The sequence below is a fragment of the Vreelandella populi genome (genome assembly GCF_003989825.1).
GTDB lineage: Bacteria > Pseudomonadota > Gammaproteobacteria > Pseudomonadales > Halomonadaceae > Vreelandella > Vreelandella populi.
This window is the reverse complement of the sequence record NZ_RZHE01000006.1, coordinates 437,428-454,756: the sequence shown is the minus strand read 5'-3', so window position 1 is coordinate 454,756 and position 17,329 is coordinate 437,428. Positions and strand designations below refer to the sequence as shown.

Annotated in this window: 12 protein-coding genes; 10 read left to right on the top strand and 2 right to left on the bottom strand. The window is 56.7% G+C overall.

Annotated features, from left to right (window positions below; translation table 11 throughout):
* The first annotated feature begins 10 nt into the window (after positions 1 to 10).
* The 5 genes from ELY25_RS07085 to ELY25_RS07065 all read left to right on the top strand — a co-directional run bounded on the left by ELY25_RS07085 (position 11) and on the right by ELY25_RS07065 (position 7,500).
* Complete coding sequence (locus tag ELY25_RS07085) at positions 11 to 1,429, top strand: FAD-dependent oxidoreductase (RefSeq protein WP_126950574.1); 1,419 nt, start codon at positions 11 to 13, stop codon at positions 1,427 to 1,429.
* Positions 1,430 to 1,616: 187 nt separating this feature from the next.
* Positions 1,617 to 3,272, top strand: coding sequence for a CTP synthase (locus tag ELY25_RS07080; protein ID WP_126950573.1), 1,656 nt, complete (start codon positions 1,617 to 1,619; stop codon positions 3,270 to 3,272).
* Between the two features lie 11 nt (positions 3,273 to 3,283).
* The gene (gene kdsA, locus ELY25_RS07075; RefSeq protein WP_126950572.1) at positions 3,284 to 4,147 is read left to right on the top strand and encodes a 3-deoxy-8-phosphooctulonate synthase; all 864 of its coding nucleotides are present in this window, start codon (positions 3,284 to 3,286) and stop codon (positions 4,145 to 4,147) included.
* Positions 4,148 to 4,205: 58 nt separating this feature from the next.
* Positions 4,206 to 5,495, top strand: coding sequence for a phosphopyruvate hydratase (gene eno / locus ELY25_RS07070; RefSeq protein ID WP_126950571.1), 1,290 nt, complete (start codon positions 4,206 to 4,208; stop codon positions 5,493 to 5,495).
* 613 nt (positions 5,496 to 6,108) lie between these two features.
* On the top strand, positions 6,109 to 7,500 hold the full coding sequence (locus ELY25_RS07065) for an L-cystine transporter (protein WP_126950570.1): 1,392 nt from the start codon (positions 6,109 to 6,111) through the stop codon (positions 7,498 to 7,500).
* 172 nt (positions 7,501 to 7,672) lie between these two features.
* Here ELY25_RS07065 and fdxA read toward each other — a convergent pair whose 3' ends face one another.
* The gene (fdxA, locus tag ELY25_RS07060) at positions 7,673 to 7,996 is read right to left on the bottom strand and encodes a ferredoxin FdxA (protein WP_126950569.1); all 324 of its coding nucleotides are present in this window, start codon (positions 7,994 to 7,996) and stop codon (positions 7,673 to 7,675) included.
* A 158-nt stretch (positions 7,997 to 8,154) separates the two neighbouring features.
* Positions 8,155 to 10,755: a DNA mismatch repair protein MutS gene (gene mutS / locus ELY25_RS07055; RefSeq protein ID WP_126950568.1), complete on the bottom strand. Its 2,601-nt coding sequence runs from the start codon at positions 10,753 to 10,755 to the stop codon at positions 8,155 to 8,157.
* A 146-nt stretch (positions 10,756 to 10,901) separates the two neighbouring features.
* Here mutS and ELY25_RS07050 point away from each other — a divergent pair, with 146 nt between their 5' ends.
* The 5 genes from ELY25_RS07050 to ELY25_RS07030 all read left to right on the top strand — a co-directional run bounded on the left by ELY25_RS07050 (position 10,902) and on the right by ELY25_RS07030 (position 17,182).
* Complete coding sequence (locus ELY25_RS07050; protein WP_126950567.1) at positions 10,902 to 11,435, top strand: CinA family protein; 534 nt, start codon at positions 10,902 to 10,904, stop codon at positions 11,433 to 11,435.
* A gap of 88 nt (positions 11,436 to 11,523) precedes the next feature.
* On the top strand, positions 11,524 to 12,585 hold the full coding sequence (gene recA, locus ELY25_RS07045; protein ID WP_126950566.1) for a recombinase RecA: 1,062 nt from the start codon (positions 11,524 to 11,526) through the stop codon (positions 12,583 to 12,585).
* A 5-nt stretch (positions 12,586 to 12,590) separates the two neighbouring features.
* Positions 12,591 to 13,052 carry a regulatory protein RecX gene (locus tag ELY25_RS07040; RefSeq protein ID WP_126950565.1) on the top strand — a complete coding sequence of 154 codons (462 nt, stop codon included), beginning with the start codon at positions 12,591 to 12,593 and terminating at the stop codon, positions 13,050 to 13,052.
* Between the two features lie 170 nt (positions 13,053 to 13,222).
* Positions 13,223 to 15,832 carry an alanine--tRNA ligase gene (gene alaS, locus ELY25_RS07035; RefSeq protein ID WP_126950564.1) on the top strand — a complete coding sequence of 870 codons (2,610 nt, stop codon included), beginning with the start codon at positions 13,223 to 13,225 and terminating at the stop codon, positions 15,830 to 15,832.
* 99 nt (positions 15,833 to 15,931) lie between these two features.
* A complete protein-coding gene (locus tag ELY25_RS07030; protein WP_126950563.1) occupies positions 15,932 to 17,182 on the top strand; it encodes an aspartate kinase in 1,251 nt (416 codons plus the stop codon).
* Positions 17,183 to 17,329: the final 147 nt, after the last annotated feature.

Below are 17,329 nucleotides of genomic sequence, written 5' to 3'. Positions count from 1 at the left end.
GAGAAATATCATGGCTAACCGTTTGAACAACGATTTCCAGTTTGTTGATGTGGGTCGCATGGACCCGCAGAAAAAGCCGGCCCATACCCGTGCCAAGGAATTTGCCGAAATCTACGAGCCGTTCAAGCCTTCTGATGCGGCAAGCCAAGCGCACCGCTGTCTGCACTGCGGTAATCCGTACTGCGAGTGGAAGTGCCCGGTACACAACTATATTCCCAACTGGCTACAGCTGGTGGTGGAAGGCAATATCATCGAGGCCGCCGAGCTTTCGCACAAGACCAACTCGCTGCCGGAAGTGTGTGGCCGTGTATGCCCGCAAGATCGGCTGTGCGAAGGCGACTGTACGCTTAACGATGGCTTCGGGGCGGTCACTATCGGCTCTGTCGAGAAGTACATTACCGATACCGCGTTTGCCATGGGCTGGCGCCCGGATATGTCCAAGGTGGTATGGACCGACAAGAAGGTCGCCATCGTGGGTGCGGGCCCTGCGGGCCTGGGCTGCGCCGATATTCTGGCGCGCAACGGCGTCAAGCCCGTGGTGTTTGACAAGTACCCGGAAATTGGTGGCCTCTTAACCTTCGGTATTCCTGAGTTCAAGCTGGAAAAGAACGTCATGGAGCGTCGCCGGGCGGTATTTGAAGAAATGGGCGTCGAGTTTCGTCTGAATACTGAAATCGGTACCGATATTGAATTCGATACCCTGCTTCAGGAGTACGATGCGGTCTTTTTGGGCATGGGTACCTACAAGTACATGGAAGGCGGCTTCCCCGGTGAGGACCTGCCGGGCGTGTACAAGGCGCTCGATTTCCTGATTGCCAACGTCAATCGCCGCCTGGGGTTTGAAAAAGACCCCAGCGATTATATCTCTATGGAAGGCAAGCGCGTGGTGGTGCTCGGTGGTGGTGATACGGCCATGGACTGTAACCGCACCTCCATTCGTCAGCATGCGGCAAGCGTGACCTGCGCCTACCGCCGTGACGAGGGCAACATGCCCGGTTCGCGCCGCGAAGTGGCCAATGCCCGTGAAGAGGGCGTCGAGTTCCTGTTCAATCGTCAACCGGTCGCTGTGGTGGGCGAGGGTAAAGTTGAGGGCGTGAAAGTGGTGCGCACTCGCCTGGGCGAGCCCGACGAAAACGGCCGTCAGCGTCCTGAAGTGGTGCCGGGTTCTGAAGAGATCATTCCGGCCGATGCGGTGGTGGTGGCCTTTGGCTTTCAGGCAAGCCCGGCGCCGTGGTTTGAAGGCTCGCGTATCGAGCTGAACGAGCGCGACCTGGTGAAAGCCCCCGAGCATGGTCAGTACGCTTTCCAGACCAGCAACGAGAAAATCTTTGCCGGTGGCGACATGGTGCGCGGCTCTGACCTGGTAGTTACCGCTATTCATGAAGGGCGTCAGGCCGCAGATGGCATCATGAACTACCTGGGCGTCTGATTCGTTATTATAGAGGCTGAGCGGGGCCTTCATGGCCTCGCAACCCCACCGGGCGCCATCATATGGATCAATGCGCTGCTATCTTTGGCAGTTCAAATTGAGCCTTAAGGCGTAGTCTGCTATTCTGTCGTCCCATCCTGGTGTGGCTTTCTGTTACGCCTTTTGATCACGTTTCGACAGGTTTTCCATGACACGATATATCTTCGTGACCGGCGGCGTTGTGTCCTCTCTTGGCAAGGGCATCGCGTCGGCCTCGCTGGCGGCGATTCTAGAGGCCCGCGGCCTCAAGGTCACCATGCTCAAGCTCGACCCGTACATCAACGTGGACCCGGGCACCATGAGTCCCTTCCAGCACGGCGAGGTGTTCGTCACCGAGGATGGCGCCGAGACGGATCTGGACCTTGGTCACTACGAGCGCTTTATTCGTACCAAGATGACTCAGGGCAACAACTTCACCACCGGCCGCGTGTACGAGCACGTGCTGCGCAAAGAGCGTCGTGGTGATTATCTGGGCGGCACGGTGCAGGTCATTCCGCATATCACCGATGAAATCAAGCAGCGCGTCTACGCCGGCGGTGAAGGCTTCGACGTGGCGCTGGTGGAAATCGGCGGTACCGTGGGCGATATCGAGTCGCTACCTTTCCTGGAGTCCATTCGCCAGATTCGCAGCGAGCAGGGCGCCAACCGTGCGCTGTTCATGCACCTGACGCTGGTGCCCTATATCAAGACGGCGGGCGAGACCAAGACCAAGCCTACCCAGCACAGCGTCAAGGAGCTGCGCTCGATCGGTATCCAGCCGGATATCCTGATCTGCCGCAGCGAAGTCGAGCTTGAAGAGAGCGAGCGCCGCAAGATTGCGCTGTTCACCAACGTCGAAGAGCGCGCCGTGGTACCGCTTCAGGATGCCGATACCATCTATCGCATTCCGCTGATGCTCCACGAGCACGGCCTGGACGACATTGTCTGCGACAAGCTGCGTCTTGAAGCCGAACCCGCCGATTTGTCCGAGTGGGTGAAGGTGCTGGATTCCAAGCTCAACCCGCTGAAGTCGGTCAGCATCGCCATGGTCGGTAAATACATGGAGCTGCTGGACGCGTATAAGTCGCTTAACGAAGCCTTGATTCACGCCGGTATCCAAGGGCGCATCAAGGTCAACGTTGACTATATCGACTCTGAAGATATCGAGCGCCACGGTACTGAGCGTCTGGCAGGTAAAGATGCCATTCTGGTGCCCGGCGGCTTTGGCGAGCGCGGCGTGGAAGGCAAGATTCTGGCCGCTCAGTTTGCGCGCGAAAACAACGTGCCTTACCTGGGTATCTGCTTAGGGATGCAGGTGGCGGTCATCGAGTTTGCACGTAACGTGGCCGGCTGGAAAGACGCCAACTCCACCGAGTTTACCCACGATACCCAGCACCCGGTGGTCGGTCTGATTACCGAATGGATCAACAAGGAAGGCAAAATCGAGCTGCGCGATGCGGCATCCGACCTTGGCGGTACCATGCGTCTGGGCGGTCAGGTGTGCCACCTGAAATCCGGCAGCAAGGCGCGTGAAGCCTACGGTTCTGATGAAATTTTCGAGCGCCACCGCCACCGCTTCGAAGTCAATAACCAGTTTATTGATGAGCTGGAGCAGGCCGGACTTGTGATCTCGGGTAAAAGTGTTGACCAGTCGCTGGTTGAAATGGTCGAGTTGGCTGATCACCCTTGGTACGTGGCCTGTCAGTTCCACCCGGAATTTACCTCTACTCCGCGTGACGGACATCCGCTATTCTCGGGCTTTGTGAATGCCGCGTTTGAGTACAAGACGGCGCGTACCCGGGCCCACGCGACACCTCAGGAATAAGGGGGAAGAAGATGTCTTCTCAAGCACCTTTCCAAGAGCGTCATATCAACGTTGCCGGCCTAACCGCCGGCAATTCTTTGCCGCTAATGTTGTTGGGCGGCATGAATGTGCTGGAGTCGGCCGAGCTTGCCGACGAAGTGGCCAGTGCCTATGTCGAGGTGACGAAAAAGCTCGGCATGCCCTATGTGTACAAGGCGAGCTTTGACAAGGCCAACCGCAGCTCCGTCCACTCCTATCGCGGCCCGGGAATCGAGAAGGGCTTGCAGATTTTGGCCGATATCAAGTCGCGCCATGGCGTGCCGATCATCACTGATGTTCATGAGCCCTGGCAGGCCGCACCGGCGGCCGAAGTGGCCGATATCATCCAACTGCCCGCTTTTCTGGCGCGCCAGACCGACCTGGTAGTGGCCATGGCCAAAACCGGCGCAGCCATCAATATCAAGAAACCCCAGTTTCTCGCGCCTCATGAGGTGCGCCATATCATTACCAAGTTTCAGGAGGCCGGTAACGACCGTCTGATGCTTTGCGAGCGCGGCTCAAGCTTTGGGTACAACAATCTGGTAGTGGATATGCTCGGCTTTGGCGACATGAAGCAGACCGGCTACCCACTCTTTTTTGATGTCACTCATGCGCTTCAACGCCCTGGCGGGCGCGCCGATAGCGCCGACGGCCGTCGTGCGCAGGTGGCAGAGCTTGCCCGTGCAGGTGTGGCGGTAGGTCTTGCCGGGTTGTTCCTTGAAGCGCACCCAGACCCGGACAATGCAAAGTGCGATGGCCCTTGCGCCTTGCCGCTTGACCAGCTTGAACCGTTTTTAACCCAGCTTTCGCAACTGGATTCACTGGTGAAAAATTTTGCGCCGTTGAGCATTCGCTGATCGCGGCCATCCATGCAGTACTCAATCTTCTATTAGACCGACAAACAAGGACACTGTCATGACCAAAATTGTAGATATCAGTGCACTGGAAGTACTCGATTCGCGCGGTAATCCGACGGTACTGGCGCGCGTGCGTCTTGAGAGCGGAGCGGTAGGCGAGGCCTGCGCGCCGAGCGGTGCTTCCACCGGTTCACGCGAGGCGTTAGAGCTGCGTGACGGCGACAAGGCACGCTACCTTGGCAAAGGTGTACTGAAGGCAGTTGAAGCGGTCAATGGCAAGATTCGGGATGCGCTGCTGGGAATGGATGCGCGTGATCAGCGTGGGCTGGACGACGCCATGCTGGCACTCGACGCTACCGAGAACAAGGCGAATCTGGGCGCCAACGCGATTCTAGCGGTTTCCCTGGCAGCTGCCAAAGCGGCCGCTAATGCCAAGGGCGTGCCGCTCTATGCACATATTGCCGAGCTTTATGGTCAGCCGGGCCAGTACAGCATGCCGGTACCCATGATGAATATCATCAATGGTGGCGAGCATGCCGATAACAACGTGGATATTCAGGAGTTCATGGTGCAGCCGGTCGGCGCCAAAAACTTCCGTGAAGGCCTGCGGATGGGCGCGGAAATTTTCCATGCCCTGAAAAAGGTACTGTCTGCCAAAGGGCTATCAACAGCCGTTGGTGATGAGGGTGGTTTTGCACCTGACCTGGCTTCCAATGCAGACGCTCTGGCGGTCATCAAGCAGGCCGTGGCTGATGCCGGTTATACCTTGGGTCAAGATATCACGCTGGCACTCGATTGCGCGTCTTCTGAGTTCTACAAGGATGGCCAGTATAATCTGTCCGGTGAAGGCAAAAGTTACGACGCTCAGGGCTTTACCGACTACTTGGCAGGCCTTTGCGACGAGTATCCAATCGTCTCCATCGAAGACGGCATGGATGAGTCTGACTGGGACGGCTGGAAAGCGCTGACCGACAAGCTGGGCGACAAGGTGCAGCTCGTAGGTGACGATCTGTTCGTGACCAACACGAAAATTCTCAAGCGCGGTATCGATGAGAAAATCGGCAACTCGATCCTGATCAAGTTCAACCAGATCGGCTCGCTTTCTGAAACGCTGGATGCCATCAAGATGGCTCAGGATGCCGGTTTTACCGCAGTTATTTCGCATCGCTCCGGCGAAACGGAAGACACTACGATTGCCGATTTGGCGGTCGGTACCTGTGCAGGCCAGATTAAAACAGGTTCGCTATGCCGTTCTGACCGAGTAGCCAAATACAACCGTTTGCTGGTAATTGAAGCAGAGTTAGGCGATGTTACTTACCCAGGTTTGAAGGCGATCAAGGGTCAGTAAAGGCTGTTTTCGCTTGTCACGTAAGAGATGTCTCAAAAATTTGTAAGACATCTCTTACAAATGACGACGAAAATCGCTCGGTTTAGGGTAAGAAAGATCGAAGTTTCTCATTAGTTAAACTTCATACTTTTGATTTCAAAACGTTTTTTAAAGAAAGGCGGACCCTAAGGGCTCGCCTTTTTGCATTTTGCCCGCCTTGAGAAGCCATCGTTATCTGCCACAATGCTTAACAGGACAGGGGAGGCAGGGATGCTTTAGACAGGATGCAATGTAACGGGGTGTAGACAGGTACGCCGGGTGCCACATTGATGTGAGCCTTGGTAGGGAAGTTACCTGAGGAGTTTGACACAGGGAGTGGTCAGAGGAAGTGCTTGGAGCGGGCGGCCTACGGGCCGCCTTTTTTTATGCCTGCTCGGTACTGAAGCGCCAAGAACTGTTTAAATACAATCAATTATGAAAAGTATTATTAGGTTATAAGTAAAATACATTTTTATTCCATGCTGCTATTACTTACCATGGCGCGCAAGAGTTAGCAGGCTACATTTCACGCCGGGCTGACGTCAGCGGTACATCACTGATGTGCCGTTTTTTTAGTTTAGGGGAGACGGTAAATATGCTTGGGTGGGTTACGATCAACGTGTTGGTCTTTGTGCTGGCCATCGCGTTGTTGGCGCGCTGGCAGCGAAGCGGCGCAAGCCTGTCGAAGGTGGTGTTAGCAGGGCTGGTAATCGGCGTTGGGTTGGGAGCGCTATTACAGTGGCTGTTTGCGGATTCGGCGGTACTTGAGGGGACTATCGACTGGGTCAATCTAGTAGGCGGCGGTTATGTTCAGCTGCTGAAAATGATCATCATGCCTTTGGTGCTGGTCACCATTCTTTCTGCTGTTACCCGGCTGCATGATGCCAGTGCGCTAGGCAAGATCAGTCTGGGCGTACTGGCCATGCTGATGATCACTACCGCCATCTCTGCCGTCATCGGTATCAGCATGACCCAGTTATTTGGTCTTTCTGCCGAAGGACTGGTGCAGGGGGCTCGTGAACTGGAGCGGGGGCAGGCTATCATTGAGCGCAGTGCCCAGGTTGCAGACCTGAGTGTGCCGCAACTGCTGCTTTCGTTTATTCCTGCCAACCCGTTTCAGGACCTGGCGGGTGCGCGCCCCACTTCCATTATCAGTGTGGTGATCTTTGCCACGTTTCTGGGCATGGCGGCGCTGGGTATCAAGCGTGAAAATGCGGCACTTGGCGATAAGCTGATCGAAGGTATCGACCTTGTGCAGAAGTGGATCATGCGCTTGGTGCGCATGGTGATTCGCCTGACGCCTTACGGGGTAATGGCGCTGATGACCAAGGTGGTATCCACCTCTAACATGGGCGATATTCTCGGCCTGCTCGGCTTCGTGGTCGCATCCTACGTCGGCCTGACGCTGATTCTGGTCATGCACGCGCTATTCCTGCTGGGTGTTGGGGTCAATCCGCGGCGCTATTTCTATAAGGTATGGCCGGTGCTGACCTTCGCCTTTACCTCACGCTCCAGCGCGGCCACGATTCCCTTGAATATCGAAGCCCAGGTGAGCCGTATTGGCGTGCCGCCCGCGATTGCTAATTTTGCTGCCTCCTTTGGCGCAACGATTGGGCAAAACGGCTGTGCGGGCCTGTATCCTGCGATGCTGGCCATGATGATCGCGCCTACCGTAGGTATCGATCCGCTATCGTTTGAGTTTTTGGCTACGCTGGTATTGGTGGTTACACTTGCGTCTTTCGGCATTGCCGGTGTCGGCGGTGGGGCAACCTTTGCGGCCATCATCGTGCTTTCGACGCTCGATTTGCCGATTGCCCTGGCGGGCCTTTTGATCTCCATCGAGCCACTGATCGACATGGGCCGCACAGCGATTAACGTGAATGGCTCGATGATGGCGGGCACGGTGACCAGTCGCCTACTCAATCAGCACGATGGCGATGTCTTTGCATCTAATGATGATCAGTTGGGCGAGCCTAAAGCGGCGTAAGCTTATGGGTGTATCGTTCAGCCAGTAGAAAGCAGACAGAGCAGTAGAAAGTCAAAAGCCACCTCCGGGTGGCTTTTCGCTTTTTGAGCGCTATAACAGTCGCCAGGATGGAGAGGCGGCCATAAAAAAACCAGCGAGGACGCTGGTTCTTCAATACGCTGACGCGGCGAGGTTAACGTTCGAGCTTCTCGATTTTGCCGCTCTTGCCATCCCACTCTTCAGCATCCGGCAGGGCATCTTTCTTTTCAGAAATATTGGGCCACACTTCCGAAAGCTCGGCGTTAATCTCGATAAACTGCTCCTGGCCATCGGGCAGCTCATCTTCTGAGAATATCGCCTCGGCCGGACACTCGGGCTCGCACAGGGCGCAGTCGATGCACTCATCCGGGTGAATAACCAGGAAGTTGGGGCCTTCGTAAAAGCAGTCAACCGGGCAAACTTCGACACAGTCGGTGTATTTGCATTGGATGCAGTTTTCGGTAACGACAAACGTCATCGCGCTATCCCTCTTGCGGGACCGGGGTAGGTCCCGGTCATGGTCAATCGTGAATGGTTATAAAACAGCCGTTTTTTATAAGCTAAAAAAAGTATGGGCGACATTCTAGTGGTGCCCATACCTAACGGCAAGCTCTTGGCCGTGTTCTCTTGCGCCAATTACAATAAGTCGCGCCATTGATAGATCAGGGCCAGCGCTTCTCGGGGCGATAAATCATCCACATCCGCCCGCTCAAGTGCCTCTATTACCGGGTGGGGGGAGCTTGCAAACAGGTCGTTTTGCTGAGGTGGCGAAACTGCGGCCGACGATGGCTGGGCCGGGGTTTGCCAAGACGATGGCCGCATCTGCTGAGTGTCCACATCGCGCTGCTCAAGCGCAACCAGCTTTTCGCGGGCGCGGCTGATCACGTGGGTAGGCACACCGGCCAGCTGCGCCACCTGAAGGCCATAGCTCTGGCTGGCGGGCCCTGCTTCAATACGGTGCATGAAGACGATAGTGTCGCCGTGTTCGGTCGCGGTTAGGTGGATGTTGGCAACACCTTCGGCCTGTTCAGGCAGAGCGGTCATTTCAAAATAGTGGGTAGCAAACAGGGTAAGCGCGCGCGCCTGAGCCAGGTGCTCGGCGCTGGCCCATGCAAGGGATAGACCGTCAAAAGTGCTGGTACCCCGGCCAATCTCATCCATCAATACCAGGCTGTGCTCGGTGGCGTTATGCAGAATATTGGCCGTTTCGGTCATCTCGACCATAAAGGTGGAACGCCCCCCGGCCAGGTCATCCGATGAGCCTATACGGGTGAATATGCGATCAATGGGGCCGATCTCTGCCGCATCGGCGGGCACGAAACTGCCGCTATGGGCCAGCAGGGCAATCAGAGCAGTCTGGCGCATATAGGTCGATTTACCGCCCATGTTGGGCCCGGTAATGATCAGCATGTGACGCTCAGGCGATAGCACCACGTCATTGGGGACAAAGGGCTTGTCGCTTACCTGTTCCACCACCGGATGACGACCTGCGGTAATGGTGATGCCAGTTTCGTCACTCAAGGTTGGGCGTACCCAGCCAAGCGCGTCGGCCCGCTCGGCAAAGGCGCACAGCACGTCCAGTTCGGCAAGCGCCCGGGAAGTGCCCTGTAGTTCATTGAGCATCCCATTAAGCTCGCCAAGCAGTCGATCATACAGCCACTTTTCACGGGTAAGGGCGCGCGACTTGGCAGAAAGCGCCTTATCTTCGAACTCCTTGAGTTCGGGAATAATAAACCGCTCGGCGTTTTTCAGCGTCTGGCGGCGAATATAGTCCGCAGGCGCTTGCTGGGCTTGGGAGCGGGGCAGCTCGATAAAGTAGCCGTGCACGCGGTTGTAGCCGACCTTCAGGTTGGCAAGCCCTGTGCGTTCGCGCTCGCGAAGCTCTAGTTGAACCAGGTAGCTGCCCGCGTTTTCGGCCATGCCGCGGTGTTCATCAAGCTCGGCATCAAAACCATCGGCAATCACGCCGCCATCACGGATCACCACCGGCGGGTTCTCAATCAACGCGCGGCTCAGTGTGTCGGCAAGCTCGGGGTAGGGGCGAATGTGAGGGCGCAGGTTATCCAGCGCACTGCCTTGCTCGACGGCGCCCAGCTGCTGCTCAAGAAGCGGTAGCGTATTAAGGGCGTCCCGCAGGCGGGCCAAGTCGCGCGGGCGGGCACTATAAAGGGCCACGCGGGCCAGAATGCGTTCCACATCGCCCACATCGTTAAGCGTATCACGCAGTGACATATACGCTGCGTCCAGGCTTAGTAGGGCAACGCCGGCCTGACGGCCCTGCACGATGTCGCGCTGGCGTAGGGGCCGGTTCAGCCAGCGTTTCAAAAGGCGGGAGCCCATGGCGGTGGTGCAGGTGTCCAGGACGCTTGCAAGCGTATTGTCAGCACTGCCGCCGAGATTGATGTCAATTTCCAGGTTGCGTCGACTGGCGGCATCGATCACTACTGCATCGTCGCGGTTCTCGACGCTGATGGCGGTCACATGCGGCAGGCGCGAGCGTTGGGTGTCGCGAGCGTAATCGATCAACACCCCGGCCGCCACCAGGGCCGTGCTCAGGTGGGCGCAGCCAAATCCGCGTAAATCCTGCACTTCAAACTGGTCGCACAAACTGCGGTTGGCGCTTTCCAGATCGAACAGCCATTCGCCCTGACGCCGCAAGCTACGCTTTTGCGACCACATGTCGGGTAGTGTGAGGCTTTCCGGTACCAGCAGCTCCGCAGGCGAGAGACGGGTAAGTTCAGCGAGCATTTCAGCTTCGCTTTCCACTTCCAGTACGCTAAAACGTCCGCTTGACAGTTCAAGCCAGGCAAGCCCCCAGCGGTCGCTGCCGGGCGCGAGGGCCACCAGCACGTTGTCACGCCGCGCATCCAAAAGCGCCTCATCGTGCAGGGTGCCGGGCGTCACGATACGCACTACCTGCCGCTCAACCGGCCCCTTGCTGGTAGCCGGGTCGCCAATCTGCTCGCAGATAGCCACGGATTCGCCGGTTGCCACTAGGCGTGCCAGGTAACCTTCGGCGCTATGGTAAGGAACGCCCGCCATAGGAATGGGCTTACCCCCTGATTGGCCGCGCTGTGTGAGCGTGATATCCAAAAGCGCCGCCGCGCGCTTGGCATCATCAAAAAACAGCTCGTAAAAGTCCCCCATCCGGTAAAACAGAAGGACTTCAGGGTGTTCGCGTTTGATCTTCAAGTACTGCGTGATCATGGGCGTATTGGGGGGGATGGCCTGTGACATGGGCGTCCTGATTGAGCGTAGCGCAAGCCTCTTGGCTCGCAGCATGTTCATGGGGCAGTTTCTTCTGAACGGTTTTTAAGCAATTTCGTTGAGAAAGCTAAACGCAGTATTCTACGCTGACTGATATCTTACATGAAGGAGCGGTCATGACGCCCAGCGTATCCAGCCTGAAGAATCTTGATTTGTCCCTGCTGGCGCAGCGCCTTGGAAAGCTTTGCCAGCAGTTGCAGGTAGAAGTGACCACGGCAGAGTCGTGTACCGGGGGTGGCATAGCTTGCGCAATTACCTCGGCACCAGGCAGTTCGGCCTATTTCACGACGGGCTATGTGACCTATGCAAATACGGCAAAAACGCGGCTTGTTGGCGTTTCAGACGCTACACTACAGGCACATGGTGCGGTCAGTGAGGCAGTGGTTAAAGCAATGGTCGCCGGTGCCTGCCAAGATAGCGGCGCGCAGCTTGGGGTAGCAGTCAGCGGCGTGGCAGGCCCCGATGGTGGTAGTGCTGAAAAGCCGGTAGGTACCGTGTGGTTGGCCTGGGGTAACGTTAATCACCAGGAGGCCGAGTGTTTTCATTTTCCCGGTGATCGTCAGGCGGTACGCGAGCAGGCGGTACGCGAGGCCCTGGCAGGGCTGGTCGCACGTTTAGATGCTCAGGCTGATGGTCAGGGTGAGAAATAATCGTTAAAAACCGCGTTGAGGATTTATTTAGCGACGGATTTTTGGCATAATACTGGTTAATTATACAGTCTGTGATGAGGGTGTTTGCATGGCTCAGGATGACAATCGTACGAAAGCGTTAAACGCTGCACTTAGCCAGATTGATCGTCAGTTCGGCAAGGGCACGGTCATGCGCTTGGGTGACGCGCCCCGCGTCGTGATGCCGTCAGTATCTACAGGCTCCCTGGGGCTGGATATTGCCTTGGGCATTGGCGGTTTGCCCTTTGGCCGTGTGGTGGAAATTTACGGCCCGGAGTCCTCGGGTAAAACCACACTAACGCTTTCCGTGATCGCCCAGGCGCAGAAGCAGGGTAAGGTATGTGCGTTCGTGGACGCCGAGCACGCGCTCGACCCAACCTATGCCGAAAAGCTGGGCGTCAACCTGGATGACCTGCTGGTATCCCAGCCGGATACCGGTGAGCAGGCGCTTGAAATCACCGATATGCTGGTGCGCTCCGGCGGCGTCGACGTCATCATTATCGACTCCGTGGCGGCGCTGACACCTCGTGCGGAAATCGAAGGTGAAATGGGCGATTCCCACGTTGGTCTGCAGGCGCGTCTTATGTCTCAGGCACTGCGCAAGATTACGGGTAACATCAAAAACGCCAACTGCCTAGTGGTGTTTATCAACCAGATCCGCATGAAGATCGGCGTGATGTTTGGTAGCCCCGAAACCACCACTGGTGGTAACGCACTGAAGTTCTACGCCAGTGTGCGCCTGGATATTCGCCGCACCGGTTCGGTAAAAGCAGGTGATGAAGTCACCGGTAACGAAACCCGTGTGAAAGTGGTGAAAAACAAGGTGGCACCACCATTCCGTCAGGCTGAGTTCCAGATTCTGTACGGCAAGGGGATCTATCATGCCGGTGAGGTGGTTGATCTCGGCGTGCAGTGCAACCTGGTCGACAAGGCGGGTGCCTGGTACAGCTACAAAGGCAGCAAGATCGGTCAGGGCAAGGCAAATGCTGCTCAGTACCTTGAAGAACATCCGGAAATCATGGAAGAGATCGAAAGCCAGATCCGTGATCAGCTGCTGGCCAAGGCCGACCCGAAAAAAGAAGAGGCCCCGGCGGCTGATGTATCGGCCGATGCTGACGACGATCTGCTGTAACGCTTATGTTCGCTTCGTCACGTGATGCAACGCCACGCGACATTGCTGTTCAGCTGCTATCTCGGCGCGAATACTCGCGCGCCGAGATAGCGCAAAAGCTAAAACAGAAAGCGTTTGATAACGCAGATATCGAAGCGTGCTTGGACACGCTTGAAGAGCAGGGACTTCAATCTGACGCCCGCTTTGCCGAAAGCTTTGTGCGGTCGCGGATCATACGCGGCCAAGGTGTGATACGTATCAAGGGTGAATTGCGCCAACGCGGCGTTAATCAGGAAACCCTTAATGAAGCGCTAGCCCACGTCGAAGAAAGCGAAGGCGTGGACTGGTTTGAACTTGCCAAGGAAACCTTGGCACGACGCTTCTCCTCCCCGGGTGAAAACCCCAAAGAGCGAGCCAAGCGTGAGCGCTTTCTAGCGTCACGTGGCTTCGATTTTGAACAAATTCGTTACGCGCTCTCTTGCCTGTAAAGCCTTATTTCATCACTATTATGTCTGATCAACTTCTGGCGTCTTTAGCTTTCAGCCACTAACTGCCGCTTTAGTCGTTTGACAACTGCGCTATAATGGCGCTTTTGCGACCCCAGCGGGTAGTAGCGACAGCGCCCTGGGGCATCATGCTTTATTGTTACGGATACCCTATGAAAAGCGCAGAGATTAGGCAGGCCTTTTTATCCTTTTTCGAAGAGCAGGGACATACTATTGTCCCCACCAGCTCGCTGGTGCCAGATAACGACCCTACGCTGCTATTCACTAATGCGGGTATGGTGCCTTTTAAAGATGTGTTCCTTGGCCGCGATCCGCGCCCCTACGTTCGCGCAACGTCTTCCCAGCGCTGCGTGCGCGCGGGCGGTAAGCACAACGACCTGGATAACGTGGGCTATACAGCGCGTCACCACACCTTTTTCGAGATGCTGGGCAACTTCAGCTTCGGCGATTACTTCAAGCGTGATGCCATTCGTTTCGCCTGGACGTTTCTGACCGAAACACTGGGGCTTCCCAAGGAGAAGCTCTGGGTAACGGTACATATCAGCGACGATGAAGCCGAGCGTATCTGGAAAGATGAGATCGGCATCGACCCCGAGCGCTTCTCCCGCCTGGATGAAGACAACTTCTGGCAAATGGGTGATACCGGCCCTTGCGGCCCCAGTTCGGAAATCTTCTTTGATCATGGCCCTGAGGTCTGGGGTGGCCCTCCCGGCAGCGCCGATGAAGATGGCGACCGCTACATCGAGATCTGGAACCTGGTCTTCATGCAGTTCGACCGCGATGCCCAGGGCACGCTGAACCCGCTGCCCAAGCCTTCCATTGATACCGGCATGGGCCTTGAGCGCGTATCTGCCGTTATGCAGGGCGTGCACTCCAACTACGAGATCGACCTGTTTCAGAACCTGCTTCAGGCGGCGGCCAAGGCGACGGGGCACGCCGATACCGCAACCCCATCGCTGCGCGTTATTGCCGACCATATCCGTTCGTGTGCCTTTTTGATTGCCGATGGCGTGCTGCCGTCCAATGAAGGCCGTGGCTATGTGCTGCGGCGTATCATCCGTCGGGCCATTCGTCATGGCCATAAGCTGGGCGCTACCAAGCCGTTCTTCCATACCCTGGTAGACGCTTTGGATGCCGAAATGGGTGAAGCCTACCCTGAGCTTCGCGATGCCCGTGCGCAAATCGCCCGCGTGCTGCTTAAAGAAGAAGAGCAGTTTGCGCGCACCCTGGATCACGGCATGGGCTTGCTGAATGCGGCCCTTGAAGAGCTTGACGGCGATGTGCTTTCTGGCGAAACCGTGTTCAAGCTTTACGATACCTACGGCTTCCCGTTTGACCTGACGGCCGATGTCTGCCGTGAGCGTGGCGTCACGCTTGATGAAGCAGGCTTTCAGCGCGAGCTTGAAGCCCAGCGTGAGCGCGCCCGCGCCGCCAGCCAGTTTGGCGGGGACTACAGCGCGTCAATCGAGCTTGAGGGCACAACCGACTTTACCGGCTACGACCGGCTGGAAGATCAGGCCAAGGTAACCGCGCTGGTCGACAGCGAAGGCAATGCCCTAGCGGCGCTAGAGGAAGGGCAAAAAGGCACCGTGGTGTTGGATCGCACGCCGTTTTACGGCGAGTCGGGCGGTCAGGTAGGCGATACCGGTTACCTGCATGTAGACGGTGGGCGTTTTCAGGTCACCGATACCCAGAAGCAGAGCGGTCACCACCTGCACCAGGGCATCATGGTGGCAGGTACCCTTGAGGTAGGCGCCAGCGTACGCGGCGAAGTGGACGCCAGCCTGCGTTCGGCAACGATCCGCAATCACTCGGCGACCCACCTGCTGCATAAAGCACTACGCATGGTGCTGGGCGATCACGTACAGCAGAAGGGCTCACTGGTGAATGCTGAGCGCCTGCGCTTTGACTTCAGCCACTTCGAGCCGATGAGCGCTGATCAGCTGGCAGAGGTCGAGCGTCTAGTGAACGAGCAAATTCTGGCCAACGCGGCGACGCAAGTCGAGCAGATGAGTCTGGAGCAAGCCAAGGCCAAAGGGGCGGCAGCGCTGTTTGAAGCCAAGTATGCGGAAAATGTGCGCGTATTGACCATCGGCGCTGACGACTTCTCAATCGAGCTGTGCGGCGGTACTCACGTTGCAAGAAGCGGCGATATCGGCTGCTGCCATATCGTCAGTGAAGTGGGTATTGCTTCTGGCGTGCGACGCATCGAGGCAATTACCGGCGAGAATGCACTGGCTTATTTCTGTGAGCAGGAAGCCCGCGTGCAGCGTCTGGGCGAGCGCTTGAAAACCAAGCCCGAGCAGGTTGAAGCCCGCGTCGAGTCGCTGGTTGAACGTAATCGCAGCCTGGAAAAAGAGCTTGAGCAGTTGAAGGCTAAGCTGGCCAGCGCGGCGGGTAGCGATATGCTAGGTCAGGCGCAGGAAATAGGCGGCGTTAAGCTGCTTGCAACACAGCTGGAAGGGGTATCCGGTAAGGATCTGCGCGGCGTGCTCGATCAGCTGAAAAACAAGATTGGCTCCGGCGTCATCATTCTGGGCGTGGCCGATGAAGCGGCCGGCAAGGTGAGCCTGATTGCCGGCGTGACCCAGGATTTGACCGGGCGTGTTAAAGCCGGTGAGCTGGTGAATCATGTGGCCTCGCAGGTAGGCGGCAAAGGCGGCGGCCGCGCTGACATGGCGCAGGCCGGGGGTAGTCAGCCAGAGGCGCTGCCCGATGCCTTGAATAGCGTGCCTGCGTGGCTTGAAAATATACTTAGCTAATCAAAAAGGCCGGTGGCATTATCAGCAACCGGCCTTTTGCCAACTTAAGAGAAATTACGTTTCATCCTCCATTCCCGAACGAATAGGAAAAAACGGCATATGGCACTATACGTACAGAAGTTCGGTGGCACCTCGGTAGGCTCAGTCGACCGTATTAAAGCCGTGGCGGAAAAGGTCAAGGGCTTTCGTGATCAGGGGCATCAGGTCGTGGTCGTGGTCTCCGCCATGAGCGGAGAGACCAACCGATTGACCGATATGGCCAACGCGCTTAATGAAGACCCCGCCCCGCGCGAAATGGATATGCTGCTCTCCACCGGTGAGCAGGTCACCATTTCACTTCTTGCCATGGCGCTGCAGCAGATTGGTGTATCAGCCACTTCTCACACCGGTGCGCAGGTAGGTATTCATACCGATAGTGCCTACACCAAAGCCCGTATTCAGCGCATTGAAACCGATGATCTCAAGGCCGACCTGGAAGCAGGCAAGGTTGTGGTAGTCGCCGGTTTCCAGGGCGTTGATGAGAACGGCAATATCACGACCCTGGGCCGCGGCGGCTCGGACACCACCGGCGTGGCGCTGGCGGCGGCCCTGGGCGCCGACGAGTGCCAGATCTATACCGATGTCGACGGGGTTTATACCACCGACCCCCGCGTATGCACCAAGGCGCAGCGCCTGGAAAGCATTACGGTGGAAGAAATGCTGGAACTTGCAAGCCTGGGCTCTAAAGTGCTGCAGATTCGCGCGGTAGAGTTTGCAGGCAAGTACAACGTTCCCCTGCGGGTACTGTCGAGCTTCGAAGATGGCCCCGGTACCCTAATTGTTGCAGATGCTGACCAAGACGAGGACTCCATGGAAGAACCGCTGATTTCCGGTATCGCGTTTACCAAAAACGAAGCCAAGCTGACGCTGTTGCATACCCCCGATGTACCGGGTGTTGCCTCGCGTATTCTTGGCCCGATTGCCGATGCCAATATCGAAGTCGACATGATCGTGCAAAATGTGGCGCCGGCAGGTGACTACACCGATTTCACCTTTACCGTCGCGAAAGGCGATTACAAGGCTACCAAGAAGCTGCTCGAAGAAACCGTCATTCCCGATCTGGGCGGTGGCGAGCTGCGTGGCGATGATAATATCGCCAAGGTATCCTTGGTGGGTGTAGGCATGCGCTCGCATGCCGGGGTTGCCTCAAAAATGTTCCGCGTTCTGGCCGATGAAAACGTCAATATCCGCATGGTTTCCACGTCCGAAATCAAGATCTCGGTCGTGATCGATGAAAAGCATATGGAACTGGCGGTTAACGCGTTACATAAAGCATTTGGTTTAGATAAATCAAACATAGAATCTGAATAACGTTTCTGCCTTAAACCTTCTACGCTAAAGAGGTACTCGCTACCGTTGGTGGTGAGCTTTCTTTCAACGGGAGGTTTAAGTGTCATGGAGCAACAGCCATTGGTGACAGCGCCACTATGCCGCATAATGGCGTAGTGGTCCCCTTTG